The following is a 26044-nucleotide window of genomic DNA, read 5'->3' as shown; positions in this document are numbered from 1 at the left end:
CTTAGGCAACCCGCGCCTTGACCCGCAGCTTGGCGAGCAGTTCCTCGATCACACCGGCGTCTTCCCACCGTCCGAAGTACCAGTACACCGTCCGCCACGGCGGCAGGCCTGCCGGCAGATACCACCACGGACAACCCGAACGGACCGAATACAAGATCGCGTTGACGACCTCCCGCCACGGGCGCTTCTCCGGCCGCCCGTCACCGCTGGGCTCCGGAAGCACGTCCTTGACCAAGTCCCACCGGGCGCCGGTCAGGACGGACGGGTACCCACGGCGCGATGACACCACGCAACCCTGCCCTACCCGGGAATCTTGATCACGCCGCCACACCGTCTACATGAGAACTTTTCAAACACGCACTAAGAACGCCCTGTAAGACCGCATCTTCACGAATTACACCCAGCAGCGAACATCAAACGGGCTCTGCCAGCCAGCCGAGGGCGGACAGGGACGGCCTTAACAGCATCTTTCAGCGGCGGTGAAAGTCATGACTCAACGATGCTGCGGTGAACGCCATATCCGCACCATCGGTGACTGCGCCCACGCAAACCTCTAAACTGAGAACGCCTGACCACGTTGCGCTGCAATTCATATCGGCAGCCGCGATCGCGTAGGGCAACCTCGTTTCAGGACATTTCCAGAAGACGACCTACCGATGGTAAGGATTGCCAAATCATCAACTAGCCGAACAGATCACATCAGAACTATAAAGACGATGACCAACATACGTTTGGGCGGCAGCCAGCCAGGCTAGCTCTTCGGAAGCACAACGTCGCGACCAGACAGTACTACCGATACGCCGGACGAAGTTGGAACGATTCGCGAAACGGAGAGACTGTATGGTAGGGGTGGAATTGCGAAAGTTGACGAGTAGCTCTGCGCGTACGCCTTAACAAGGTCTTCATCCAGGACCTTGCTGTCTCCATCCACCTCCACGTCCACCAAATGAACGTTAACCTTGTTGTCGGACAGTCGGAGGACGGCCACTCCGGAGATGGTCAGATCCCGACCAAGGATCTGCAACTCACCATAAACATGCAACTTATCGCTGTAATATGACAATTTCAATCCGAATTGATCCAGATATTGTCCGATTTGCTTGTAACTTATCAGGGCGGTGCCGCGGAGTGAACCTACGACCAGCGTATTCCAGTCGCCCAGAGACACCCGTATGTCGCGCGCCTCGACATGCAGTTGTTCAATTTTGACGAACTGGCCGTCACCGGCGGCGAGCGGCATATTCCCGATGTCCACAATCACTAGACGGTATCTACCATGTGCTAGCTGAGGGAGGAAGAGACCGTCGCCAAAGGAAACATGTGCGGAAGCCGGACCAATTCCGGCCGATTCCAAGCCGCTTGAAATTTGCGCGTCAATGAATCCCGCGGCCGCCTTTGCCCCGTAGTGGTTCAGAAGAATGGACAGATTGGCCGCGACGACAGCAGACACCAGAAATCGGACAAATCTCTGCCGCGCTCCGACCGTGCGCTGAAGTGGTTCGACGTGTCGTGGGGGCTTCGGACTAGCGTGCAGCCCTCTACCTCTACTAGGCACGACGGCCCCCTACAGACAATTTACTTGCTGCCAGGCCGTGAGAGCAGCGTCGGCTCGCTGCACGTCCGGATTTGCCATCAAGCTGACAATCTTAAGAATGTCAGCGTCAGTGATTTCAGCGCCCGCCTGATCAATTATATCTATCGCGTCAGATGCGAAGCGAGCCACAACGTCCACAGCGTCAACAAGAACCTGAGGCGGATCCGCGGTCAGCCTTCGGGAGACAGATCGAATTCGGGGCACCAGTGTCTGGGGATTCGCTTGATATGCGGTTTCCTGTTGAAGCGATGCGATTAGGTCCGAACGAGCCTGCAGGGCCTCGCAGAAAGCGTTGGACACATTTTCAGGGCTTTTGCGATTGCTGTCGGGTACAACCTTGCTGCTACTAGTCGGCACGCTTTGGGGAATGGAGCTGGTGGCCGCTGGCAGCACGGCCCGTGAGGCAATTGGGCCGTGCTCGCCGGCTGTGGGTGTAGCTGGAGCGGGCATCGTCTCGACGTGAGGAGGCGCGCTCGGGCTAGCGCCTTCGACCCAGGAGGTGTGAGGTGGGAAACGGGTTCCGATGACATAGCCACCTGTCGCGAGAGAGACGACTGCAAACGCTATCAACGCCAAGGACGCCGGGGACAGCAGCCCCTGACTTTTTGCAGCTCCAACTGCGACCCTACGCCGGCGACGTGCGGGGCCGGCGAGGTGGCGGCGACGTTCGCTGCCGGACGAAGACGGATCATCTCGATCGGCCAGAAGCCGAGTATCGCCTTGGGGCGCGCTGGGTTGAGTCTGACGACGTCGCATCGCTTCATGTTCCATCGACTCATCCTTGTCCTGTTGCTTAGCTGGACTCCTGGCGCGGCCTCGCGGCAACCCTCTCAAGGCGCCGACTTTGCGCAACCATGCGAGCACACCCTTGTCGCGCAGCGTGGAACATACTCCATCCGAACGCTCGAAGATTCAAGGCCGACATGAGCGTGGGCGATGTCGAATCTGAGCGATAGCTAGCATCTATACTATTGCCCTATTTCTGTTATTCCAACTCAGAAAGGCTGTAAGAGGAGCGCCGAGGGTCGCGGCCATTTAAAAAGAACTTTAGCCGTCCGCTACTTTCGGTGGAGCCGCGCACTCGGTGAGTGAGTTGGGCAGGCGAATTGTCGAACAACTGGTGCTCGCCCTACGACGACAGGCGCCTGTGGCTTAAGAGGAACTTAATTTCCTCTTGCCCCAGCACTCTTGACAATACAGATAATGTAGGACGGTCTCATGGTTCCGACTCGCCTCTCCCCCGGCACATCCCACTACCGCCACGTAGCGAATAAGGGAATGCCGGAGCCTCGGTGATCAGACCCAATCTTCATGCGGAAAATGCAGTGATACTCATTAAAGCGGAGCAGCAATGATGCGACCGAAAGTGTTGAAAATCGTGCTGTTGTTGACCGCAGCAGCGACGCTGACTGCGTGCCAACCCACCAACGACGAGGTCGGCAAGCCAGCGCGGACGCACTCCTCGCACCCCTCGCCTAGCACTGTCCAGCCCTCTCCTACCTCAACATCGACCCCAATTCCGGCCGGAGAGGGACCTATATCCAACGACGAGGCCGAAATCGCAATCGACCACAGCGCCGTCGACACACCCTATCCAGGTGGAACGGTTGTGGATGTCAAAAAGGAGTACGGCCTCAAGGGCGACGGCCGCACTGACGACTCTGTTGGGCTTCAGAGGGCAATGTCGGAAAACGCTGGCAAAGACAAGACGCTCTTCTTCAGCCCTGGCGTTTATCTGACAACGAAAACAATCGCCGAGCGCGACTCGAACGGCAATCCGTTGAACCGTGTCGCGATTGCGGGTCTCAATCGTGATACGACTGAGATTCGGCTCGCACCGAACTCCGGGCAAAGTGCAACACTGTCATGGTGCTCACCGGTGCATGGCCGCATGAGTGCCGCAGAGAAGGCAAACCGAGCCGACTCCTGCGGATCGATGGATGCCTTTGACAACTACTTGTTCAACATCACCGTATCTATTGCCGAGGGGAATCCAAAAGCGGCCCCGATCGATTACGTCGCAACTAACACAGGAATGATTCGTAACGTCATCCTGAGATGTGCCCCAGGAAGCGGAAATGCGGGCCTGCGCGCGACGCGTCTAGGAGTGGGACCGGCGATGGTGTCGAATGTCAAAATCGAAGGCTGCGATGTGGGCATCGATCAAGGCACCATGACAACCTCCCTCACGTACGAACACATTCGCTGCGCTGGGCAGCGCGTGACTTGCCTCCGGTGTCAGGGGTGCAGCATCGGCGTCCGTGACCTGAAAAGCGACAATGCGGTACCCGCCGTCATCAATGCCGACGGCAAATTTGGAGCCAACGGGGAAACTCTCGGTATGGTCGCCATAGTTGACAGCGTGTTGCAGGGCGGTGCGCCACAAAATGCCGCAATAGTCAATGGCGGCAGTCGGACGACGTACAGTAAGGGTGGTATGTATGTCGATAACGTTCGCATCGTCGGTTACCGCACGGCGATCTTGGATAGGGGCAACAAGATAGCTTCGTCCGCCGTCTCCGACTACGCATCAACCAGATACGGGCCGCGCAGCGCTCGGCCGGCACCACGTATTCCCGTCGAGGAAACCCCACAATGTCGCGACAACGACGTTTCCAAGTGGGCTAATGTCAAAGATTATGGCTATGTTCGGGGTGCGGACTCGACGAAGGCTATCCAGCGCGCGCTTGATTCGGGTATGCCGGTCGTAATATTTCCCCAGGACTATTATGTGGTAACGGGGAGGCTCACCGTGTCTCCTCACGTGCATTGCATAATCGGAATGTCTTCGAGGTTGATGATAGGCCGGAACGAGACATTTGATGACGACCGAGCCAAGCAGCCGCTCTTCGATGTGGTAGGCGGCGCCAGCACTGACAGCCCGCTTGTCGTCGACCGCTTCACGCTCGGGGGCACGTCCACCGGCAACACGCGCGGTGCTGTGCTATTCCGCAATGACACACCTCGCCCCATCGCGCTCCAGAATATGACTGTTATCAGCGCGGCAAAAGACGGCGAAATGACCTTCTACGACGACACGCCACGGGCGCAGACCGCTTTCGTAGAAGACGTCGCTGCCGGCAACTGGAGTATCCTTCACACGAAAAACTTCTATGCTCGTCAACTGGATCCGGAAGCTCAGTTCGTTGCCGGAAAGTCTATGATCACGGCCTCGAGCGCGAACCTCTGGATTTTGGGACTCAAGTTGGAGGGCATGCGAAACGTTTTGGATGCGCGCAATGGCACCATGGTCGAGCTTATCGGAGGCAACCTGCTACCCAACAATGTTCAGCCTACGCAGGGATGCGCCATTCAGTCCGATCAGTCGTCGCTTAGGCTCAGCTTTGCCGTCACCGCATTCGAGCCAAGAAAGAGCTATAATAGCGTTATTTGTTCGACGCGGGACGGCACATCTAGCGTTGCGAAGGGTCAAGATTTCGCGCGCCGGGGAGCAGGAATCCACGTGTCCTTCTTCGCGAGCTAAGCACGGGCTACGCTCATTCACCGATAGGCCGCTTTCGGTGAACGCCGTAGGATTCGGTGCACCATGAGTGCTCGGTTGCGGTCACTGCAGAATCGCGGCATCTCATTAAGGCCGCGGAGAACGGTGGCATGCTGCGCTCGGGCGGAGAGTTTCGGCCCCCGTATGCGGCAACCACCGTTCACCTGCCTGACTGGCGCCGGGAGGCGAGGGACTACCCAATCGTCGACCATCAAGGGAGTGCAACTCCGCGTCTGCTTGCCATGTACGTTGCTGGACTACTGATATGTAGGGGCGTCTTGTCAAGGGCATGGTGGGGCGCCCGTCGCGGCTTTCGCCGGGCGGGCGCCTCGTGTTTCGCCGGCGCCGGTTTCTGGTGAGCGTGTCGTGGGCGACGTGCGGTCAAGACTAATATGCGCGGGTTGGTTACCGCAGGACGGCGTTTCGGCTGGAGCGCTGCCGCGTGTCTAGGAGCGAGCGTGACCCCTGTCAGGGTGCTCATAGTTGTGGCGCGGGTCGCTCCACGCGCTGCCGCCAGGCGGTAGCCGGCGAAACGGCCATAGGGCGGTTATGGCTGCTCGAGGGTGGCCAGTGGCCAGTACCAGCCGGCCATTTCACGGGCGATCGCCGTGTTGGCGACGGTGTCGCGTTTGCGGTGCTCGAGGAAGCTGACCCACCGCTGGTGCAGCCGCCGGTTGCCCTGATCGCCGCGGGCTTGCGCGGCCGCGGATGCCCGCGCCCAGCGGTTGCGCATGACTTTGCCGGGCCGGTAACGGGCGCGGTGGTGCCAGGCGGCCTCGACCAGCAGCCGCCGCACGTGCCGGTTACCGTTCTTGGTGATCGGCCCGAGCGTGCGGCTGGTGCCGGAGGAGTACTCGGCCGAGGTCAGCCCGACAAAGGCGCCGATACTGGCGCCGGTGAACCTGTCCCAGTCGCCGATCTCGACCGCCAGGGCGAACCCGGTCAGGCTGCTGAGCCCGCGCAGGCAGCCCAGCCAGCGCACCAGCGGGGTAAACGCACTGTCGCCGACGAGCTGTTCGATCAGAGCGTCGAGCCGGTCCGGCGGCCCTTGACGAACTGGACAGTCTCGTAATCCGCGTCGAACGCCATCCGGGTCGCTCCGCTCAACTGCCGCAGCGCGTCATGGCGCAGCCAGTTGTCGTGCTTACCGGTCCAGGCGGCACCGCCGTAGTAGATGCCGTGCCGCAACAGCAGCTTCGACAACCGATGCCTGGCCTGCATCAGATCACAACGGCAGTCTTCCCGGGCCCGGACCAGGTCCCGGGCGGCTTCCTGCTCAGCCGTGGGAACACTGACCGAGACGATCTCGTCCAGCCGCAGCAGCCGGGCCAGCCCCAACGCGTCGCGCATGTCGGTCTTGACCCGGTCACCGGCCGGCCGCTGCAGCTTGCTCGGCGCGGCCACCTCACACCGGATCCCCGCCGTGGTCAGCTGCCGGTAGAGCCCGAACCCGGTCGGGCCGGCCTCATACACCACCGCCACCGGGCCGGCCCGCTCGGCCAGCCACGACCAGAACTGCTCAAACGAAGGCGTGGACCGACACTGAACCACCGTGCCCGTGTCACCGTCGATCGCCGCCGCGGCAACCCAACGGGCGTGCACGTCCAGCCCCACACTCGTACGCTCAATGAACACCGGGGCCTCCCACCACCGTCGGATAGGCCGAGCAGGCCAGCCCCGCCCGGTAACCCACGAACATGGGTGAGTGAGGCCCCGGCCCGCAACCGCTCACCACCAGTAAGCGATCACTCCATAGCGTCTAGGGCAAGCGCGGGCGTACCCTCCCACCCGCGTTGACGCGCGGCCGGCCTCTAATCTATTGCTGGTCTGGGACTCATAGGAGGATACGCCTCTTATGCTCGTCAACAGGTTTCGAGCACCGCTCTTCCGGATGACCGCTGTCTATGCGTGCAGAAGCCGCGAGGTGCGGCAGTCCATACTTGAATGAACACAGGGCCCGTGAGCCTCGGCGACCGGTCAGTACGCCCCGTCCTTCACGCCCAGGCTCCCCGGCTCGTTTGTGTCTGACGTCCCCCACGAAGTGCCAAGAGGTTGGACTTCTCTCTTGCAGCCAAACGCTAGGTGCTTGCAGCTGAAAGCGACGTGGACTAGGAGGACGGGGTCCATACTAACTAGACGTCTACTGGCGGAAGGAAACATAGATGCGAGCTTTGCGACGTCCTCCGCGCCGGACACCCTTGCTGATAACTGAGACGGCGACGGGCACCACGGTGTCGGACGTCTCGATAGCATTTTCTGACCGGGGAAGCGGGCGCAATCTTCGAACCTTGATCGCTCTTATAGGAGGCCTCCAACACGCCATGCTGGCGTTGCTTTGTGGATCAATATTTATATTGATTCTGCCAATGCTGTGGGGATGGACTACCGTCGTCGTAGTTTCCGGGTCGATGCTTCCGACGGTTCATCCAGGCGACGTTGTGTCAGCCGCGCCGGTAGAGGATCGAGCGCGCGGAAAGCTTGCCCTCGGGACTGTCGTCCTGGTTAACGACCCAGCAGAACAGGGCCGGCTGTTGATGCACCGCCTCGTAGATTACACCAGTGATGGCGCGATGGTTCTGCAAGGCGACAGCAACGCGCTGCCCGACACAGATTCGGTTCCAATAAGCGATCTAGTAGGCGTGGCGCGGCTGCGCGTACCGGCTATCGGTCTTCCATTTCTTTGGATAAAGCAGCGAAAATTTGGCTCTGCTGTTGTCGCAATAGCATTTTTCTCCGCGCTGGTCGCTTGGCAACCAAAGGGCACCAAACCCGACAGCAAAAGGCCCTTCAAGCCTACCGCTAAAATCATGCGCCCAGACGTTACACGAAGTCGTGCCGCAAAGAAGGAGGCTCGAGTTCCGATGCTGGCTTCCGGCAAATAGGCGCCGGTCGCGCCACCCTTCGTACACACTGCCAGGGCAATGCTGAGCAGGCTTATCTTGCCGCGGCCGTATCGGCGCCGTTCGAGGGCTTGATTTTCGCGGAAATTCCGACCGCTGCCTTGCGACAGTGGGCCGGGCTAGAAAGATCAACCTCGCTACCTATCCAGGGTCGGATAGACCAGTGCTTCTCCATGCATCTGCGAGACCGACTTGACCGCTTGGGGCCGTCCTCGACGAAGGGGTTGTGCGCAGCCATTATCCGCTCCGCCACCCAGGCCGGGTCGTAGCACCGATACCATGAGCCATTTTCATCTTGACGGTGCAGGTCACAGTAGGTGCGACGACCCGGTTGTCTATATAGGACGAAGCTCCCGGTAAGACAGCAGTCGACCAAGATCCGACGCCCCAACCGGGAGCCTCGCTGTGCTGTCTTACCCTGCCGCGATTCCACTGTCCACCGGGACCCTGAACCACCTCGCCGACCTCATCCGGCGACACCGCGAACAGCGCCGCTCCCGATGGCGGCGCCTCGACCCCGGCCGGCAGGCCCTGCTCGCCCTGAACCACCTACGTAACAGCGACACCTACACCCGGCTGGCCTACGGTTTCCAGATCGTTGTCTCTACCGCCTGGCGACATGTCCGGGAGGCCGTCGACCTGCTCGCCTCGACCGCCGACGACTTGGACACCGCGATGGCCAGGATCCGCGGCCTGGCGAACGCGATCCTCAACGGCACCCTCATCCCGATCGAACCGAGTAGCCGACCAGAAGCCCTACTACTCCGGCAAACATCGACGCCACGGCGTGAACGTGCAGGTCATCGCCGATCCCGCCGGCCGGCTGATCTGGGCGTCCGCTGCGTTGCCCGGCTCAACGCATGACCTGACCGCCGCCCGGAACCACGGCATCGTCGACGCCCTGAGCAACGTGAACGTGATGACCTTCGCCGACAAGGCCTACCACGGAACTCGCGGCAGCATCCGGACTGCGTTCAAACGCCACCGCTACTGGCCGAAACTGTCCCGCCGACAGAAAGCCGTAAACCGCTCACTCGCGCGTACCCGTGCCCGTGGTGAACGCGCAAACGCCACCCCAAGACCTGGAGGATCCTGGTCAAGCTCCGCTGCCGCCCGCCGAGCGACCGCGACCATGCAGGCCATCCACGTCCCGCACCGCGTCGAAGCGAACCGCTACGCAGGATGAAAAGGGGCTCCATCATTGGCTGGCCTGCGTCGCGCCTGATTTCGCCAATCGGGTGCGCGTTTTCAGATAGAGCAGTCAGCGCCGCGGTCATCGGTGAATGGCGAGGGCCAAGAAATTGATACAATAGTAGAAAATTACCGCGTATCGATCATCTCGTGAACCTGGAGCCCGCCTCCTTTACGTTGCGAGGCCTTGATACTTGCGCTGTGCGCAGCGCCCTTGTGCAAAGCGCTGCGCTCAGCTCCCTGACGTTTGCTATTGATCGACCTACTTAGCGGGTGCCGTTTAGCGTCGACGGCATCGGCGGGCCGGATACCTGCGGCCGCGTCACCGGTGCCAGCGCCGTGTGCACTGATGCGCTCAGTCCGTTGGCGTCATCCGCTAACGACTTAAGGAAAGGCTGGTAAGCACCCTCACATACAGTACCCCTGGCCGGTAACGTACCCTTGATTAGGTAACGGTTGATCGCATCGGTGGCGCAAGCGGACGTACCGTACGTGGTGTGCCCTCAGTTCGTGCTCGACAGTAGCCGGCTGTTCGGCAGCCGCTTCGAAGCTGAGACTGCGTCGTCGTAATTGGTCGCCGGGTCCCACTTCGTGCCGACGATCAGCACTGGCGCGACGGTCTTCCGGTTCCACGGCCCGGTATACGCATCCTCGTCCCGGACAGTCCAGGTGTTCCGCGCGCACTGGGCTGTCGACCAGCCCCAGGCTCGTCCGAAGTAGGGCGCCCGCTTGTCGGCCTTCGCCATCAGCCCCGGCCATAGGCTCGCGTCCGTCGGGTGCAGAGCGTCGGTGCAGTCCACCGCCGCGAAGGACTCGAAGTTGTTGTCGTACGGGAAGTCCCTGCCCGGCGTCTTCTGCTTCCGCACGTTCTTGATCCGCTGGATCAGTGCGGTCCTCGCGGTGGCCTTCGCGGACGGGCTGCCGGTTGCGAGCAGCGTGTAGAAGTACTGCGCGTCTTGGGTGACCCAATCGCCGGCTCCCACGTCGTACAGGTCGCCAAGGATACCGCCCACGAAGTCCGCGTAGGTGACCGTGTAGGAACCTAACTCGTCCGTGATCACCAGCGGCTTCTGCCGCAGCTTCCGCGCGATCAGGTCGAACTTTTTAACCGGATCACCGGCCGCAAACGCGCAGTACTTCTCGCCAACCGCATCACAACGCTTCAGAATCTCCTGGAGCGCACGGTACGCGCCGTCGGCCGAGCGCAGCCGCTTGTCTTGCTCGAGCGTCCCGGCCTTCTTGGTGCCGACCCAGCGCTGCGGGTCGAGCACGCCGTCTACCGCGACCGCACGGAACCGGTCGGGAAATATGTTTGCGTAGTACTGTCCGATCGCGGTGCCGTAGCTGAATCCCAAAAAGCTAAGCTTCTTGTCACCTACAGCCCGGCGCAGAACGTCTATGTCGCGCACCACCTCGGCGGTCGACACAGAACCGGACAACGGCTTGCCATTCGTCGAGCAGGCCTTGCCGAACTGCTTGGCCGCCGCGACGTACGCCTTCTCTTCCGCCTTGCCCCACGGGAAGGCGACGTCCATCTTGCCGAGCACCGCGCTCTGGTCCTTGACCGTCCTGAAACAGCGGACATTGGTGCTGCTGGCGATTCCGCGCGGGTCGACCCCCACGATGTCAAACCGGTCGAGCAACGCCTTGCTGAGGAATTGCGGTGCGGCCAGCGCGATGTCCACGCCCGAGCCGCCCGGCCCGCCTGGGTTGAGGAACAGGCTTCCGATCTTGTGCTTTGCGTCCTTTGCCTTGATACGCAGCACTGCGATCTCGGTCTTTGGCCCTTTTGGCTTGTCGTAGTCGAGTGGAAGCCGTGTGGTGGCGCACTGGGCGATGCCATAGCAATCGAACCAACTCAGCTTGGGCGTCGGCACCCTGTCGACCCGCTTCCGCTCCAGCACAGAGGTCCGCGACGCGTTGCCGGCCACGTTGGCCCCAGCCGAGGCGGGTGTCGTGGCTCCCGATATGAGCATGCCGGTGACCATTCCGGCTATGAGGAAGACCCTTCCAAGAGAAGGCATGGGCGAATCCTTTCGTCTATTTTGAACAGCAGTTTAACCGCACACTAATGGCAGTAGGCGAATGCAAAATTGGGAAGATCTGTTGAGCCTGAGAGCTCCCGGACTTCCTGTTCCGTGAGGCAGTCAAAGTTCCATGGAAAGCACCGCCAACGAGCAAGCTAGAGCCATTTAAGGACGTTTCTATCCGCCCCACAGATGCTCATCTGCTACTCGTGTTCACCTGAAGTCGGGCCATCAGGGTCGCCCCCTTCGCGAAGGGCTGCTGCCCGGACTGCTGCACTCCCAAAAACACCAGAACAAGCTGGTGAGGCGACCGGCCGTTGATCCAAGTCAGATTGACATTCGCCGCATGAAATGTTCCGCGCGAGTTCGTGCGACGGTGCTGGAGCCCGGCTCAGTTTTCACAGGTTTGTCCTGCTTCGATGGTGGTGATGGTGCCGGTGGGGGTGGGGTTAGTGGCGGTGCCGAGGATGTTGCCTTCGGGGAGGGTGATGGTGAAGTCGGCGCCGTTGTCGGTGGGGGTGATGGTTGTTCGTTTGCCGTAGGTGGTGCGTAGTTGGGCGAGGGTTTGGCCGGGGGAGAGGTTGGTGGGGGTGGTGGTGTCGGAGGTGGGGGTGAGGTTGTAGGCGAAGAAGTGGCGGGTGGGTCCGGCGTATTGGGTGGGTCCGTCGGTGAAGTAGAGGTGCAGGTTGCCCCAGGAGATGATGCGTAGGGTGTTGCCGGGGCAGCCGTTGGTGATGTCGGTGCTGGGTTTCCAGCCGGTGTCGGCGGTGGGGTTGCCGTAGGCGGTTTTGAGGGTTTGCAGGGTTTTGTCGGGGGTGGCGCCGAAGCGTACGGCGCGGAGTCCGTTGCCGCGTAGCGCGATGTCTTCGCCGGTGAGGGTGGTGGGCGGGGTTGATCGTCGGGCTACCGGCTGGGCCGGCGCTGTGGTAGTCGCCGTGGTGGTGGCCGGCGCTGTCGGGCTGGCGGTGGGGCGTGCTGGCCGGGTGGTGGTGTCGGCGCAGCCGCTGAGGATGGCGCTGAGGGCGACCAGGCAGGAGGCCGTCGCGATTGTCCGACGCATGTTTGTTTCTCCTTGGTGTGGCAGGTGCGTTGATGCCTCACACACGCGCGGCCCGGATGTCTGGTTGACGCACCCGCAGTGATCCGGACCACACCACCGGCGAACTGAGCACAAATCTCGCCAGGACACACAGCTAGTGCCGTGACCACGAACGTTGACGGTGTTGCCTGACACGCCGCCTGGCCTGTCGGCTGGGCGGCGTGGTGACGGTCAGGCTGTGGTGGTGGCAGATCCCGTACGCGTGCGGCGGCTGAGCGACCAGGAAGGTCAGCAGCTGCTGCGTATCACCCGTCGAGGGACGGGTTCACCGATCCGATTACGGCGGGCCCTGGTCGTGCTCGCCTCGGCCGGCGGGAACACCGTCCCGGCAATCGCTCGTCTGGTCCAGGTCGGCGAGGACACGATCCGGCAGGTCATCCACCGGTCCAACGAGATGGGGATGGCCAGCCTGGACCCTCGGTGGGCGGGTGGCCGTCCCCGCCTGCTCAGTAGCGATGAGGAGCAGTTCATCGTCGCGACGGCCAATACCCGCCCCGAAGCGGTGGGGCGCCCGTTCACCCGGTGGAGCCTGCGCAAGCTCGCCGACTACCTCACCACACTGGGCGCTCGCCCGATCGCCATGGGGCGGGAACGGCTGCGCCTGCTGCTGATCAAGCAAGGGATCAGCTTCCAGCGGACCAAGACGTGGAAAGAGTCGAACGACCCGCAGCGCGACGCGAAACTCGCCCGCATCGATTACGTCACCACCTATTTCCCGCAGCGAGTGTTAGCGTTCGACGAGTTCGGGCCCCTAGCCATCCGTCCGCAGGCCGGTTCCGGCTGGGCGCCGAAAGGTCATCCACGCCGGCTGCCCGCGAACTATCACAAGCTGCACGGCGTCCGGCAGTTCCACGGCTGCTACAGCGTCGGCGACGATCATCTCTGGGGGGTCGTCCGGCGGCGCAAGAGCGCCGCGAATACCCTGGCCGCGCTCATATCGATCCGCCGAGCACGCCCGGACGGGGCGCCGATCTACGTCATCCTGGACAACCTGTCCGCGCACAAAGGCACGAAGATCCGGATGTGGGCGGCCGGAACAAGGTCGAGCTGTGCTTCACCCCCGACCTACGCATCCTGGGCCAACCCGATCGAGGCCCAGTTCGGGCCGCTACGCACCTTCGTGATCGCCGGCTCGAACCACCCCAACCACCCCGCGCTGATCGCTCACCTGCACCGATACCTACGCTGGCGCAACGCCAACGCCCGCCACCCCGACGTCCTCGCAGCCCAACGCCGCGAACGCGCCCGCATCCGCAGCGAACGCCAACGACGCTGGGGCCAGACACCGCGCCGGGCAGCAGCCTGACCCCAACACCTCAAACGTTCGTGGTCATTGCACTAGGCTTGCAGCCGGTCAGTTCCCCCTCTCCCCCGGTCCACCGCGGTGAAGGACCTTGGGCTGCGTGAACTTAGCAACGCAGCATTGCCAGTGCGCTATCCATGAGCTTTTGCCGGGCGTGAGTGGTTCGCTCCTCTGGGTGCAGATCCCGGCCGGTGACCGGACCTGCGATTGCGGTCGTGGCCGCCGCGAGACCCGCACCCTCAACGCCGTCACCGTCGCCACGCCCGGCGTATCGCCATCGCGCACACCCAGCAAGCCGTGCGGATAACCCGCACCCGAATCGCCGCTGGCCCATCGGGGACTATCTCGCTAACGGTGTTTCCGGCGTCTTCGGTTAGTAGGTTTCGGCAGCCGGGAAGCGGTCGCCGAAGGTGATGGAGAAGGCGTTGAGGGCGGGTTTCCAGCGCATTGCCCATCGTGCCCGGCCCCGGCCGGTTGGGTCCAGTGATCGGGTGACTAGGTAGAGGCACTTCAGGGCGGCTTGTTCGGAGGGGAAGTGGCCGCGGGCCTTGATCGCCCGCCGGTAGCGGGCGTTCAAGCTCTCGATCGCGTTGGTCGAGCAGAGCACCCGGCGGATCTCCAGGTCGTAGTCCAAAAACGGGATGAACTCGTCCCAGGCGTTGTCCCAGAGCCTGACGACCGCTGGATAACGCTGCCCCCAAGCCTCGGCGAGTTGCTCGAACGCCGCACGGGCCGCGGCGGCGTTCACCGCGGTGTAGATCGGTTGGACATCGCGCTGCAGTGCCGGCCAGTCCCGTCTCGAGGCCAGCCGGAACGTGTTGCGGATCAGGTGGATGATGCAGGTCTGCACGATCGTCTGCGGCCACACGTTCGCCACGACCTCGGGCAGGCCTTTGAGCCCGTCGCAGACCACGAAGAACACGTCTTTGACGCCCCGGTTACGCAGGTCGGTCAGCACACTCATCCAGAACTTGGCGCCCTCACCGCCGGCGCCGGCCCACAGCCCGAGGACGTCTTTCTCGCCATCGAGGGTGACCCCGATCGCGGCATAGACCGGCCGGTTCGCGACCTGGCCGTCACGGACCTTGACCACGATGGCGTCGATGAACACGGCCGCGTAGACCGCATCCAGGGGCCGCACGGACCAGTCGTTCATCTCCTCGATCACCTTGTCGGTGATCCGTGAGACCGTCTCCTTCGACACCGAGGCGCCATAGATCTCAGCGAAATGCGCCGAGATCTCGCCCGTGCTCAGGCCTTTCGCATACAGCGACAGGACTATCTCGTCGACGCGAGTCAGCCGGCGCTGGCGTTTCTTGACGATCTGCGGCTCGAACGAGCCAGCCCGGTCCCGGGGCACGTCGATCCGCACGTGACCAGTGACGTCGGTCAGCACCGTCTTCGACCGGCTGCCGTTGCGCACGTTGCCCGATCCGGCACCCACCGGATCGTTCTTGGCATAGCCGAGGTGCTCGGTCATCTCCTCGTTCAACGCGGTCTCCAGGACCGCCTTGGTCAGCTGTTTGAGCAGCCCGTCCGGCCCGGTCAGCGACAGGCCCTGCTCCTTCGCCAGCCGCACCAGCTCCGCTGCGGCAGCAGCCTCCGCCGACGGCTCCGGCTTCTTCTTGCGAGGGGTCACATCATCCAGTGTCTCGGTCATCACGAGGCCTCTCTCGCCGGGCTACGCCCGGTGGGTCAGACCGGAAACACCGATAGATCCACAGTCCCGCCCATCGAAACCCCCCCTGGGTTCCCCCGGTTTGGCTGATCTTCCCCGGGTTTGGTGGAGTCGTGACAGCTGGTTCTATGCGACTGACAGGGTGGTGTTGAGCCTTTCGTATTCGATGGGAGTGAGCATGCCCAGAGAGCTGTGGCGGCGTTGGCGGTTGTGGAAGATTTCGAGGTAGTCGAAGATGGCGTTGGCCAGCTCGATGCGGGTCTTCCACCGCTTGCGGTTGAGCAGTTCGGTTTGCATGCGGCCCCAGAACGACTCGATCATGCCGTTGTCGTAGCAGTCCCCGATCGTGCCCATCGAGGGCACCAGCCCGGACGCGCGGGCGCGTTCGGTAAAGGCCCAGGACGTGAATTGCACTCCACGATCGGAGTGGATCACCGTAGCGTCGGTCCGGCGGTTGCTGATGGCCATGCTCAGCGCGGTCGTGACCAGTGCCGAGGTTTATGCCGCGTCGATGGACCAGCCGACGACGCGGCGGGAGAACGAGTCAAGCACGACCGCGCAGTAGACCTTGCCCTCCCGGGTCAGATGTCCGGTGATGTGGGTGACCCACAGAAGATCCCGGGCGTCGCGGTCGAACTGGCGGTTGACCAGGTCACTGGCGGTCGGTGTCTCGCGCAGCGGCCGGCGGTATCGGTGGGTGGGCAGGCCCTTGATCCCGGCGCGGCGCATGAGCATCTCGACCGCGTTGTGCCCGACGATGATGCCCTGACCGAGGCGCAGCTCGGCGTGGACTCGTGCCGCGCCGTAGGTGCCACGGGAGGCCAGGCGGACCGCGCGGATCTGCTCGGTCAGCCAGGCGTGGCGCAGCGATCGGGCTGACGGCGGCTTCCTGCCGCCGCCACACGTAGATCGTCTGACCGCTAATCTGCAGATCGTTCGCGAGCTGGGTGACGGTCCGGCCGGCCTTCAACAGGTCGAGGACTTCCGGCGGAACTCGTGTGGATAGCTTCTCGGCACGGGTCTCCTCAAAGATGTCAACGGCGGCCGAATCTGGACCCCCTGCGGGCGCGTGGGTTCTAGATCTTGTCGCAACACTCCCTTGATCATGTGGGGCGTGTTGATGGGTCGGCGTGGACGTAAGCGGCAGTTGGACGTTGAGGCTCGGTACTGGCAGCTGTTGCTGTCAGGCATCGGAACGGTGCAGGCGTGTCGGCTGGTCGGGATCACTCGTAAGACGGGCTACCGGTGGCGGGCCGAGAACGGTGGGATCCCGCCTGCTCGGATCGCGGAAGCGGCGCGGTCGAACCGATATCTCTCGCGACTGGAGCGGCAGCGGATCGCCACGCTGCGCGGGCAAGGTTTGGGTGTCCGTGAGATCGCCCGGCGGATCGAACGTGATCCGGCCACGGTCAGCCGCGAGCTGCGCCGCAACAGTCGTCCGCATGACAAGGCCTATGACGGCGACCTCGCTCACGCGCGGGCGCGACAGCGCAGCCGTCGTCCCCGACGGGGAAAGCTGAACCGGGACCAGCACCTGCGCGGCCTGGTCCAGGAGCGGCTCGAGCAGGACTGGAGCCCGGAGCAAATCGCCGCGTATCTGCGGGTGGCGTTCCCGGATCAGCCGGACTGGCACGTTTGCCACGAGACCATCTACCAGGCGCTCTATCACGGCGGGCGGGGCGGTTTGAGCCGGCAGTTGACTCGCCGACTGCGGACCGGTCGTCCGCTGCGCCGGCGTCGCAGGCGCAGCGACGCTCGCCAGAGCCGGTTCATCGCACCCGCGGTGCTCATCGACCAGCGGCCACTGATCGTTGAGAGCCGGACACGGGTAGGCGACTGGGAGGGCGACCTGATCGTCGGCCGGATGAGTCAGAGCGCGATCGGCACCATGGTCGACCGGACCAGCCGCTACCTGCGCCTGATCCACCTGCCGGGCGGCCACCGCGCCGACCAGCTCCACGACGCGCTGATCGCTGTTCTCGATGAGTTGCCCGAGGCTGCCCGGCTAACCCTGACCTGGGACCAAGGCTCGGAGATGGCCCGCCATGATCACCTGGCGCCCTACTTCCGCGACGGCATCTACTTCGCCCGCCCGGCCAGCCCGTGGCTGCGCGGCACCAACGAAAACACCAACGGCCTGCTGCGCCAGTACTTCCCCAAGGGCACCAGCCTGGCCACACACGATCAACAAACGCTGCGCGCGGTCGAGGACCGGCTCAACCAACGACCTCGCAAGATCCTCGGCTGGCGCACACCCCGGCAGGTCTTCCTCGGTGGTCTGACATCATGAGACCAGCAATGTTGCGACGATCGATGGAATCCACCGCGCCCGAAAATGGACCCCCTCTGATGGTTGATCTTGTTTAGTCGTTGGTCTTGGTGGCGGCGGGAACGCGGCCGAGGTCGCGGTCTTTGAGTCGGTAGCTGTGGCCCTTCATGGAGATCACGTCGGCGTGGTGGACGAGGCGGTCGATCATGGCTGCGGCGACGACGTCGTCGCCGAAGACTTCGCCCCAGCGGCCGAAGGGCTTGTTGCTGGTGACGATCAGGCTGGCGCGTTCGTAGCGGGCGGACACGAGCTGGAAGAACAGGTTCGCTGCTTCGGGTTCGAACGGGATGTAGCCGACCTCATCGATGATCAGCAGCGGGATCCGGCCGAGTTTGACCAGCTCATCTTGCAGCTTCCCGGCGGCATGGGCGTCAGCCAGGCGGGAGACCCACTGGGCGGCGGTGGCGAACGCGACCCGATGGCCGGCCTGGCAGGCGCGGATGCCCAGGCCGATCGAGAGATGGGTTTTGCCGGTGCCGGGCGGTCCGAGGAACACCACGTTCTCGCGGCCGGTGACGAAGTCGAGGGTGCCCAGATGGGCGATCTGCTCGCGTTTGAGGGAGCGTTGGTGTTCGTAGTCGAACTCCTCGAGGCTCTTGCGGGCTGGGAACCGGGCGGCGCGGATGCGTCCCTCGCCGCCGTGTGATTCGCGGGCGGCGACCTCGCGTTGCAGGCAAGCGGCGAGGAACTCTTCGTGGGTCCAGGACTCGGCCCGAGCCCGTTCCGCGAGGCGTTCGACGGACGCGGCCAGCGAGGGTGCCTTCATCGCCCGAGCCAGGAACGCGATCTCGGAAGCGACGTTGCGGCTGGTCTTGGTGCTCATCAAGCCACCTCGCTGTCGAGACCGAACAGGCGGTCGTAGTCGGCCAGGTCCCGGTGCTCGACCTCGGTGCGACCGGGACTGGTCTTGGCGGCGAGCCGGTGCGCGGCCCTCATCAGGGTCGCGGCGTCGCGATGCAGTGGATCGGTGATGCTTTGATGCGCAGCCCAGCAGCGCTGGTGATGCGCGACCGGTTTGCCGTCGCAGGCGATATCAACATGGTCGGCGTCGGCACGGATGTCGACGCGGCGGCCAATCGCCGACGGGTGCACCGAGTAATCGTTGGCGTCGACGCGGACGTAATGATCACGTGCCAGCCGAGTCGACAACCGCCAGCCGGTCACCGGCGCGACCGGCGGCAGGTCGACCATGGCGTGGCGGTCCGCATCGATCCGGTCAGCTGGCCGGGCCTGCAAATGGCGATGGATCCGCTGATTCGCCCGCTGCAGCCACTGCTCGAGCTGGACGTTGAAGTCCTGCGGCGAGACGAACGAGCGGCCGGGCAGAAACGAGGTCTCGAGATAGCCGTTGGCTCGTTCGACCAGGCCTTTGGCCTCGGGATCCGCGGGCCTGCACTGGATCACTCGAATGCCGAGGCTGCCGCGGAACGCGTTCATCGTCTCGGTCAACTGCGGCTTCCCGGCCCGCCATTGCCCGACCGCGGACTCGTTGTCCCAGACCAGCGCTTTCGGGACGGCCCCGAGCCGCCTCAGCAACCTCCAGTGACCGTCCAGCAGGTCCGGGGCCTGCCGGGTTGGGATCATCGTCGCCGCCAGCCAGCGTGAGTAGCCGCAGACCATCACCAGCACCGGCGGCCGGCCGGTCTGGCCGAACCCCAACGGAACATCGGCCGGCGGGAACCACAGATCACACTGCGCGAGCGCGCCCGGCTGATACTCGGTGCGCTGCGCCGGATCCGGCGCCACGAACAACGGCCGCAGCACCCGCACCCGGTCCTTGAGCACCGTCATCGACCGCTGCCAGCCGATTCGCTCGGCGATCACCGGCACCGGCATCGACGGCCAATCAGCCAGCAACGCCCGGATCTGCGGCTCGAACGGATCCACGATCGACGGCTTCACCGGCCGCGAATACGCTGGCGGGCTGTCCGACGCCAACGCCCGACGCACCGTGTTGCGCCCCACCCCAAGCTTGCGGACGATTGCCTTGATCGGCATCCCCTCAGCCCGATGCAGACGACGGATCTCCGCCCAGTCCTCCACGCTCAACACCCTCCCGATCTTGGAAGGGGGGTCCAGATTCGACCGCCGCCTGGGGGACGCTCCTATGACGCGTCAAGAGTTGACGGCAGGCGGGTTTTCGAGCTGTCGGTAGAGCTGGCGGGTGACGTAGCGACCCAAGCAGCGGCGGATTTCCCGATCGGTTCTGCCTTCGCTGCGTCGGCGTTCGGCGTAGGCACGGGTCGCGGGGTCGAGGCGTAGCCGCGTTAGGACGACGGTGTAGATGGCTCGGTTCAGCTGGCGGTCGCCGGAACGGTTGAGGCGATAACGGACCGTCTTGCCCGACGAAGCAGGGATCGGCGCAGTGCCCGCGAGCATCGCAAATGCCGCGTCGTTGCGGCAACGCCCGGCGTGCGACCAGGCGGCGAGGACGGTAGCCGCGACGATCGGGCCAACCCCGGTCAATGCCAACAGGTCCGGCCGCCATGCCGAGACAATCTTGCGAATTGCCTTCTCGTGTTCGGCGGCCTCCTCCTCGAGCGCATGGATGCGACGAGCAATGGCTTTGAGAGTCGACATCGCGGTGAACACATGCACGTCGCCGGCGTAGTGCGCGGCTCGCAGCCGCAGCGCGTACGTGATCATGGCGCGGGTAGACAGGCCACGGAATCGAGCCCGGACCTGCTCGGGGGCAGTAACCACGAGCGCGTGCAGCTGACTTTGGCCGTCGACGGCGGCATCGACCGCGGCCCGGCGGGCTGTGAGCAGCAGCTGCAGGGCCGCACGCTCGGCACCGGCGCGCGGCTTGGCCAGGTGCGTACGAGCCAGGGCGTCCCGGGCGGCGCGGACGGCGTCGATCGGATCCGACTTGGCCCCTGCCTTGCGCGCGGGACGTTTCGGACGGTCGAGCTCGACAACAAGCTCGTCGCGCTGAGCGAGATGAAGGGCCAGGCCGGCACCGTAGCCTCCCGATCCCTCCATGGCCCATGCCCGCAACGTCCCGTGCCGCTCGGCGATCTCGACCAGCGCCCGATAGCCAGCCGGGTCAGCCGTCACCGTCTTCTCGGCCAGGACGGCACCCGTGGCCGCGGACACGACGGCAGCGGTGTGGGTGTTTGTGCGTGTCAACGCCGATGACGACATCGACCTGCTCTGCCAGCATGGGCAACTGCATTCTCCTCTGATCCGGACGGACGTGGTTTCGGTCCGGTGGGAGATTCGGCAGGACTGTGACGCGACACGCCAGCCAACTGACGGTCAACCTCCTGATCAAACCAGTTACCCCCGGCCGGGCCGGCATCAAGGACAGCGAGCGGACAAGTCCCCACTAAAGGCACCAGGCCAGTCAGTTTTTGAGTCACGCCCGCCGTCTTGCTACCAGCCCATCACGGCCGATCTGGACCGGCCCCAGCAGTCTCACAGTCAGCTTTCAGCCGGAGCCGACAAAAGGACGGCGTGCAGTGAATTGGAGAGCTCTTGGGTCTCATCCTCCAGCCTGCGGCGACGATCTGCCGGTGGTCCAATCCGAGCCGGTCGTAGGCATTGGACGGCAGCAGCGGGTTGCCGTGCTCCGGAATGCCGAGCTTGACCGGCCTTGCCGGTGTGCGCCTGCGCAGCCCCACTGCTGCGACTTTTCGCCGCGCCAAGTCGGCGATCTGAGCGGCATTGGTGCTCCGCCGATGTGTTGCCGTCCTGCCAAGGTAAACGGCTACGGGGATCAAGATACTGGCCGCTTTGGGCGGAAGAGCATCTTCCGGCGCTGTTGTGATAAATGTACGATACCGTAGCGTGGTCACTTCCGAGATGAACCGGCGGCACATCGACCAAGTGATCGCCAGCCCGCGCAGGGGCGGCTAACCTCGCACTTTCAGTAGCCGGTCCGATGGCTCGGGCCCCGGAACGCGAAATCGCCTTCCAATCTTGGGATCACCTGGCTTGTCTACAGTCAAGATCGTTCCGGACGGAAGGCACTTTCAGAGTACAGGGTGCTCGAACGCGTCCGATGGTTGTTGTTGCTGATGGCGCTCGCGGTGTGGTGGGTCACGCTGACAACCGCATGCTCACTGATCTGGCCGGACAAGACCGGTTTGAACCGCGGCCTCGTTCGAGCGTTGGGCCTGAACCAGCGGCGCCGGCCGACGCATGAACCGGGCCGGGTCCCGGTCGATCTGGCGGTTTTGCTCGCAGACGGCGGCGACTCCGTTGCCGATTTGGCGGTGATGCGGCAGCGGAGCGGCCTGTTCGGGCCGAGAGCTTTGGATCCGAGCGCGTGGCGGGCCCTGGACGCGATCGACACCGCCGCCCTGGCCCGGCTGCGGGCGGCTCGCGCCGCCGCCCGGGATCTGGCGTGGGCGCAGTCGCTCAAGACCGGGCGCCCGTTGCCCGTCACCACGGGGCTCGGCTGGGCGTTGCCCGGGACCGTGCTGGACATCGACGCGACGATCGTGCTGGCGCATTCGGAGAAGGAATCGGCGGCGGCGACCTGGAAGGGCTCGTTCGGCTTTTATCCGTTGCTGCGCTTCCTCGACGGCAGCGGTGAGGCCCTGGCCGGGATGCTGCGCCCGGGTAACGGCGGCAGCAACACCGCCGCCGACCACATCACCGCTCCGGGCCAAGCCCTGCACCAGCGCCCGGACGCCTATCGGCACGGCAGTCCGATCCTGATCCGCAGCGGTTCGGCAGACTCCAGCCACGACCTTCTCGGCCACATCCGCAGCCTGCGCGAACACGGGATTAACACCGAGTTCTCCGTCGGGATCGCAATCACCGAACTGGTCCGGGCGGCGATCACCGCCGCTACCGAGTGGGTGCCCGCGCTCGACCGCGACGGCAAGCCTGCGCGCCGGCACCCAAGTCGCCGAACTCACCGACCATCTCAACCTAGCCGCGCGGGCCGTGGTCGCGGTCGGCACCCGGCTGATAGGTCGCCAGGAACGCCCCGCCCGGAGCGCAATTGACGCTTTTCGACCAGGTCAACGGCATGCGGCATCAGGTCTTCGGCACCGACACACCGCACGGTGGTGGCTCGATCCAGTTTCTGGAAGTCCGACACCGCTGCCATGCCCGGGTCGAGGACCGCATCCGCACTGGCAAGACCGGGTTCGGTCGGTTCCCGGGCCGCCGATTCGCGATCAACGCCGCCTGGCTCGAAATCGCCCTGACTGGCATCGAGCTGCTCGGCTGGACCCAGCACGTGCTCCTGGACGGCGCGATGGCCGTCGCCGAGCCGAAGAAGCTGCGCTACCGGCTGCCACACGTCGCCGCGAGATTGAGCCGCACCGCCCGCACCACCACCCTGCGCATCAGGGCGATCCAGTTTTCCGAGGACTGGGCCGTGAGCTGCGGGTTTGTGGAGTGAGTGGCCTTTATGGAGGGCGAAGGCAGCGGGTGAGATCAGATCGGTGATCATGAGGTTCTCTACGCCGCACGACGCCCCAAGGACCTCACCTGCAATGGCATCATCTCTCATGAACGCACTGACCGTCACGACACCCGTCGCCGTCACCCCACCCGCGCCTATCACCGACCGTGAGCGCAGTGGTCTGGTTGGCATGCTGTCGAAGATCCCGGATCCGCGTGGTCCTCGCGGGATCCAGTAACCGCTGGCCGCAGTGCTGACCGTCGCGGTCTGCGCGGTTATGGCCGGCGCCTCATCGTTCGCGGCGATCACTGACTGGCTTCATGACCTCGTCGAACACGCCCGCGCCCGGCTCGGGTTCCGCCGATGAGGTGCCCGCCGGCACGACGATGTGGCGGCTGTTGATCCGGCTTGACGCGGCCGTCCTGAGCACCGCGCTCGCCGGCTGGCTGCACGCGCGGACCGGCCCGCTAAGCCCGGCTCCGCCTCGCCGGTACCGCGCGGTGATCGCCGTGGACGGGAAAACTCTGCGCAGGGCCCGCCAGCTCGACGGCCGTCAAATCCATCTGCTGTCCGCGCTCCACACCCAGGGCACCGTGGCCGCGAAGTCGAACGAGATCCCGGCGTTCGCGCCCTAGCTCGACGCCGTCGAGACGGTCTTGGGCAGCCTCGCCGGGGTGCCGTTCGCCGATGCCCTGCACACCCAGACCGGGCACACCGACGAGGTCATTGCCCGCCAAGCCCACCTGACGTGGAGGTCAAAGGCAACCAGCCGACCCGATTCAAGCAGCTCAGACGGCTTCTCTGCGCGCAGATCCCGGCCCGTGACCGCGGTCACGGCCGCCGCGAGACCCGCACCGTCAACGCCGTCACCGTAGCCACGAACCGGCGTATCGCCATCGCGCACGCCCAGCAAGCCGTGCGGATCACGCGCACCCGAATCGTCGGTGGCAAGACTAGCCGACGTCTGCCAAACGCGGGCGAGTGGAGACTGCTGATGCAAAATCACCGTAGCCGCGGTGTACCGCATCTGTCACTCGCTTAGTAGCGGCACGATGCCTCTGAGGGATGCGGTATCGCTGAGCGTGGGACTCTTCTACTGATATCCAACCAATATAATTTGTAAGGGAGTCAAGCTCGGAGGGAGAACCTCAACTATATTTTCACTTCCGTATCGCGCGAAATGCGCGGCCGGTAAGCAACTCCGAGAAGCTTGGTGTACACCTGATGAAGCGTGATACCGCTGTCGAGGCTCTGCACAACGAGATGCGGCCGCAGCAAGCGCTCGGCTACCGACGATCGAAGCACCGTCGCCAACAGCATTTCCCCAAGCTGCTGGTCCCGCTTGTCGCCGTGGCAGTAGTTTTGTGCATATTTGCCGTTTCTGCGGATATAGGAGGGGCGTCCTCTGGCGATCGCACTCAATGCCACAATAATGTGATTACGCTCAGCGTCGCTACCTCGAAAGCCTTGACTCCGTATGTTAAGGCAGGGATAGCTTCGCTGGAAGCCCGCCCGCGAGCGGCGTGCATTCGCGCAACGCTCGATACGGTGTCCACCCTGGAAATGATACGTGCAATCTCCCACGCACGCGGCGTCAAAATACCTGGAGTCGGCCTCCCCGATGCGAACACTTCCCCTGCTGCGGTTTGGATACCCGAGTCGTCGTTGGTGCTGAATTTTCTGAAGTATCATCTTCCAGGGTTCGCTGCATCTGATACCCGGTCCACGGCAAGCACGCCGACAATTTTTGGCGCATCTGACATCATGATCAATGGGTTGCTGCCAAATGCAAGGATGACACCAGCGGAGCTTGACAGCCTCGTCGCCCATTCGGAGCGGCAGCGTGTCGGCATTGCCGATCCAATGCAGGCCTATGCCAGCTTGTCTTACCTTGCTTCCAAAGCATCGTTGACCCAATCGACTGATTACCAGGGTTTGCCGCCGGCAGTAAGTGCCGTGGACGCGAACGTCTACCAGAGTAGTGAGGCTTTGCTGCAAGATTTCACCCCCATCGCCACCGTTGGCGGCAGCTTCCAGCGCCTGTCCTTGGCCCCGATGTCGGAGAGCGATCTGGTCAACTACAACGCCGAGCATCCGACTTCGCGCCTACAAGCCATCTATCCTGAGCCGTCTCTCATTGCTCAGGATTTCCCTTTTTCTGTGATGCCCGGAGTTTCTGACAGTCAGCGCGACGCAGCGTCCGCGCTGTACGACGCATTGAGAACACCGACAGTCGCCTCAGTACTTTCCGCACTAGGCCTCCGCCAGCCCGACGGATCAGTAGCCGTTAACCCAACGATCCGATCGCCGCAGTCGGCGCCGTCGTCGATGACGGAGGTACCGAACCTAGGGGACCTTCTGCGACGAGCCCCTATCTCGGTGGCACCGCAAACCATCTCTGAATGCATAAGAATTTGGTCTGCCTTGACCGAACCTCGGAATGTGCTCGCCCTGTTCGATGTCTCATCAGCGTCAGGAACGTACCCCAGCGGAACAGCAGATCAGACGAGATTGGATCTGTCCCGCAACTCGACTATTAATCAATTGAAGGAATTTGACCGTAGGTGGTATGTCGGGACTGGGCTAATCCTGCCCGCCGGCGTAAATTCGGGTGACTACGCGCGCCTGACTGATGTGGCTCCACTATACCGCAACAGTGGCAATCTGCACGACGACCTCGGGCGGATCCGGTCCGAGCAGTCTGCCCGTGGCGACCTATGCAGAGCTACGCTCAGCGCATATATTCAGCTAGCGGGGACCCCATCAAATGGCAATAAGAACCTGATAGTTGCATTCGTCTCTGTCCGAGGAGCAGAGGGGTCTGTTGGGCGAGTGGACGAGTTGAGGAGGGCTATCGAGACACAGAGCCGAGTAAACCCAATTACCGCCGTTTTCGTGGCTGTTGGTGGAACACTGGACTCGCCCGATTTGCAGCAAGTGGCGTCCAGCACGGGAGGCGGTGTCATCTCCGTCAAATCTGCGTATCAAGTGGATGATCTTTGGCAACAAATATTGGCACTAACGGGCTGAGCGGAGCCGCTCAGGCCAGGGGCCGTCTG

The 26044-nt window shown here is 63.5% G+C and carries 19 protein-coding genes and 4 pseudogenes; 8 read left to right on the top strand and 15 right to left on the bottom strand.

Going from position 1 to position 26044, the window contains the following annotated elements; translation table 11 throughout:
* Window position 1 precedes the first annotated feature (1 nt).
* Together ACQP2F_RS16030 and ACQP2F_RS16025 are read right to left on the bottom strand one after the other, a co-directional pair.
* On the bottom strand, window positions 2-286 hold the full coding sequence (locus ACQP2F_RS16030; RefSeq protein ID WP_433304729.1) for a transposase: 285 nt from the start codon (window positions 284-286) through the stop codon (window positions 2-4).
* A gap of 465 nt (window positions 287-751) precedes the next feature.
* Window positions 752-1450, bottom strand: a complete 699-nt coding sequence (locus ACQP2F_RS16025; RefSeq protein ID WP_433304726.1) for an LmeA family phospholipid-binding protein — start codon at window positions 1448-1450, stop codon at window positions 752-754.
* 1498 nt (window positions 1451-2948) lie between these two features.
* On the opposite strand from ACQP2F_RS16025, the gene ACQP2F_RS16020 reads away from it, so the two are divergent.
* Window positions 2949-5078 (top strand): glycosyl hydrolase family 28-related protein, encoded by a 2130-nt coding sequence (locus ACQP2F_RS16020; RefSeq protein WP_433304724.1) that lies wholly within the window; start codon window positions 2949-2951, stop codon window positions 5076-5078.
* A 565-nt stretch (window positions 5079-5643) separates the two neighbouring features.
* Here the strand turns inward: ACQP2F_RS16020 and ACQP2F_RS16015 are convergent.
* A complete protein-coding gene (locus ACQP2F_RS16015; RefSeq protein WP_433304722.1) occupies window positions 5644-6078 on the bottom strand; it encodes a transposase in 435 nt (144 codons plus the stop codon).
* 38 nt (window positions 6079-6116) lie between these two features.
* Complete coding sequence (locus ACQP2F_RS16010) at window positions 6117-6731, bottom strand: IS110 family transposase (RefSeq protein WP_433304720.1); 615 nt, start codon at window positions 6729-6731, stop codon at window positions 6117-6119.
* 686 nt (window positions 6732-7417) lie between these two features.
* Here ACQP2F_RS16010 and ACQP2F_RS16005 point away from each other — a divergent pair.
* A complete protein-coding gene (locus tag ACQP2F_RS16005; RefSeq protein WP_433304719.1) occupies window positions 7418-7978 on the top strand; it encodes a S26 family signal peptidase in 561 nt (186 codons plus the stop codon).
* A gap of 423 nt (window positions 7979-8401) precedes the next feature.
* A pseudogene (locus ACQP2F_RS16000) lies at window positions 8402-9182 on the top strand (transposase family protein).
* Window positions 9183-9453: 271 nt separating this feature from the next.
* Here the strand turns inward: ACQP2F_RS16000 and ACQP2F_RS15995 are convergent.
* Together ACQP2F_RS15995 and ACQP2F_RS15990 are read right to left on the bottom strand one after the other, a co-directional pair.
* A pseudogene (locus ACQP2F_RS15995) lies at window positions 9454-11163 on the bottom strand (alpha/beta hydrolase).
* A gap of 442 nt (window positions 11164-11605) precedes the next feature.
* Window positions 11606-12274 (bottom strand): hypothetical protein, encoded by a 669-nt coding sequence (locus tag ACQP2F_RS15990; RefSeq protein ID WP_433304654.1) that lies wholly within the window; start codon window positions 12272-12274, stop codon window positions 11606-11608.
* Window positions 12275-12497: 223 nt separating this feature from the next.
* On the opposite strand from ACQP2F_RS15990, the gene ACQP2F_RS15985 reads away from it, so the two are divergent.
* Complete coding sequence (locus tag ACQP2F_RS15985) at window positions 12498-13619, top strand: IS630 family transposase (protein WP_433304717.1); 1122 nt, start codon at window positions 12498-12500, stop codon at window positions 13617-13619.
* A 370-nt stretch (window positions 13620-13989) separates the two neighbouring features.
* Here the strand turns inward: ACQP2F_RS15985 and ACQP2F_RS15980 are convergent, their stop codons facing one another.
* The 4 genes and pseudogenes from ACQP2F_RS15980 to ACQP2F_RS15965 all read right to left on the bottom strand — a co-directional run.
* The gene (locus ACQP2F_RS15980) at window positions 13990-15276 is read right to left on the bottom strand and encodes an IS256 family transposase (RefSeq protein WP_433304715.1); all 1287 of its coding nucleotides are present in this window, start codon (window positions 15274-15276) and stop codon (window positions 13990-13992) included.
* Window positions 15277-15420: 144 nt separating this feature from the next.
* Window positions 15421-15762: a transposase gene (locus tag ACQP2F_RS15975; protein WP_433304713.1), complete on the bottom strand. Its 342-nt coding sequence runs from the start codon at window positions 15760-15762 to the stop codon at window positions 15421-15423.
* A 30-nt stretch (window positions 15763-15792) separates the two neighbouring features.
* Window positions 15793-16029 (bottom strand): hypothetical protein, encoded by a 237-nt coding sequence (locus ACQP2F_RS15970; RefSeq protein ID WP_433304711.1) that lies wholly within the window; start codon window positions 16027-16029, stop codon window positions 15793-15795.
* 15 nt (window positions 16030-16044) lie between these two features.
* Window positions 16045-16119 (bottom strand): annotated as a pseudogene (locus tag ACQP2F_RS15965) (hypothetical protein); the annotation flags it as partial.
* A gap of 295 nt (window positions 16120-16414) precedes the next feature.
* Between ACQP2F_RS15965 and ACQP2F_RS15960 the strand changes: the two are divergent.
* Window positions 16415-17584, top strand: coding sequence for an IS30 family transposase (locus ACQP2F_RS15960; RefSeq protein ID WP_433307517.1), 1170 nt, complete (start codon window positions 16415-16417; stop codon window positions 17582-17584).
* A 73-nt stretch (window positions 17585-17657) separates the two neighbouring features.
* Here ACQP2F_RS15960 and istB read toward each other — a convergent pair whose 3' ends face one another.
* From istB to ACQP2F_RS15945, 3 genes are all read right to left on the bottom strand, one after another.
* Window positions 17658-18446 (bottom strand): IS21-like element helper ATPase IstB, encoded by a 789-nt coding sequence (istB, locus tag ACQP2F_RS15955; protein WP_433304709.1) that lies wholly within the window; start codon window positions 18444-18446, stop codon window positions 17658-17660.
* Window positions 18446-19675, bottom strand: a complete 1230-nt coding sequence (istA, locus tag ACQP2F_RS15950; RefSeq protein ID WP_433304707.1) for an IS21 family transposase — start codon at window positions 19673-19675, stop codon at window positions 18446-18448. Before istA ends, istB begins: the two co-directional genes overlap by 1 nt.
* 63 nt (window positions 19676-19738) lie before the next feature.
* Window positions 19739-20719 (bottom strand): transposase, encoded by a 981-nt coding sequence (locus tag ACQP2F_RS15945; RefSeq protein ID WP_433304665.1) that lies wholly within the window; start codon window positions 20717-20719, stop codon window positions 19739-19741.
* A 907-nt stretch (window positions 20720-21626) separates the two neighbouring features.
* Between ACQP2F_RS15945 and ACQP2F_RS15940 the strand changes: the two are divergent.
* Together ACQP2F_RS15940 and ACQP2F_RS15935 are read left to right on the top strand one after the other, a co-directional pair.
* Window positions 21627-22982 (top strand): annotated as a pseudogene (locus ACQP2F_RS15940) (IS1380 family transposase).
* Between the two features lie 323 nt (window positions 22983-23305).
* Window positions 23306-23620 (top strand): hypothetical protein, encoded by a 315-nt coding sequence (locus ACQP2F_RS15935; protein ID WP_433304705.1) that lies wholly within the window; start codon window positions 23306-23308, stop codon window positions 23618-23620.
* Here the strand turns inward: ACQP2F_RS15935 and ACQP2F_RS15930 are convergent.
* On the bottom strand, window positions 23617-24012 hold the full coding sequence (locus ACQP2F_RS15930) for a hypothetical protein (RefSeq protein ID WP_433304703.1): 396 nt from the start codon (window positions 24010-24012) through the stop codon (window positions 23617-23619). The genes ACQP2F_RS15935 and ACQP2F_RS15930 overlap by 4 nt on opposite strands.
* A 125-nt stretch (window positions 24013-24137) precedes the next feature.
* A complete protein-coding gene (locus tag ACQP2F_RS15925; RefSeq protein WP_433304702.1) occupies window positions 24138-24407 on the bottom strand; it encodes a hypothetical protein in 270 nt (89 codons plus the stop codon).
* 126 nt (window positions 24408-24533) lie between these two features.
* Here ACQP2F_RS15925 and ACQP2F_RS15920 point away from each other — a divergent pair, with 126 nt between their 5' ends.
* Complete coding sequence (locus ACQP2F_RS15920) at window positions 24534-26015, top strand: hypothetical protein (RefSeq protein WP_433304700.1); 1482 nt, start codon at window positions 24534-24536, stop codon at window positions 26013-26015.
* Window positions 26016-26044: the final 29 nt, after the last annotated feature.

Origin of the sequence: Actinoplanes sp. CA-030573 (genome assembly GCF_050951115.1) — a bacterium.
Taxonomy (GTDB): domain Bacteria; phylum Actinomycetota; class Actinomycetes; order Mycobacteriales; family Micromonosporaceae; genus Actinoplanes.
This window is presented reverse-complemented; position numbering and strand designations above follow the sequence as displayed.

Bases quoted from the DNA above. Each gene is read 5' to 3' on its own strand.
- ACQP2F_RS15930 (WP_433304703.1), bottom strand. From the start codon at position 24,012: ATGCGGTACACCGCGGCTACGGTGATTTTGCATCAGCAGTCTCCACTC.
- ACQP2F_RS15980 (WP_433304715.1), bottom strand. From the start codon at position 15,276: ATGACCGAGACACTGGATGATGTGACCCCTCGCAAGAAGAAGCCGGAG.
- istB (WP_433304709.1), bottom strand. From the start codon at position 18,446: ATGAGCACCAAGACCAGCCGCAACGTCGCTTCCGAGATCGCGTTCCTG.
- ACQP2F_RS15960 (WP_433307517.1), top strand. From the start codon at position 16,415: ATGGGTCGGCGTGGACGTAAGCGGCAGTTGGACGTTGAGGCTCGGTAC.
- ACQP2F_RS15975 (WP_433304713.1), bottom strand. From the start codon at position 15,762: ATGGCCATCAGCAACCGCCGGACCGACGCTACGGTGATCCACTCCGAT.
- ACQP2F_RS15970 (WP_433304711.1), bottom strand. From the start codon at position 16,029: ATGCTCATGCGCCGCGCCGGGATCAAGGGCCTGCCCACCCACCGATAC.
- ACQP2F_RS15990 (WP_433304654.1), bottom strand. From the start codon at position 12,274: ATGCGTCGGACAATCGCGACGGCCTCCTGCCTGGTCGCCCTCAGCGCC.
- ACQP2F_RS15935 (WP_433304705.1), top strand. From the start codon at position 23,306: ATGACCTCGTCGAACACGCCCGCGCCCGGCTCGGGTTCCGCCGATGAG.
- ACQP2F_RS16005 (WP_433304719.1), top strand. From the start codon at position 7,418: ATGCTGGCGTTGCTTTGTGGATCAATATTTATATTGATTCTGCCAATG.
- ACQP2F_RS16020 (WP_433304724.1), top strand. From the start codon at position 2,949: ATGCGACCGAAAGTGTTGAAAATCGTGCTGTTGTTGACCGCAGCAGCG.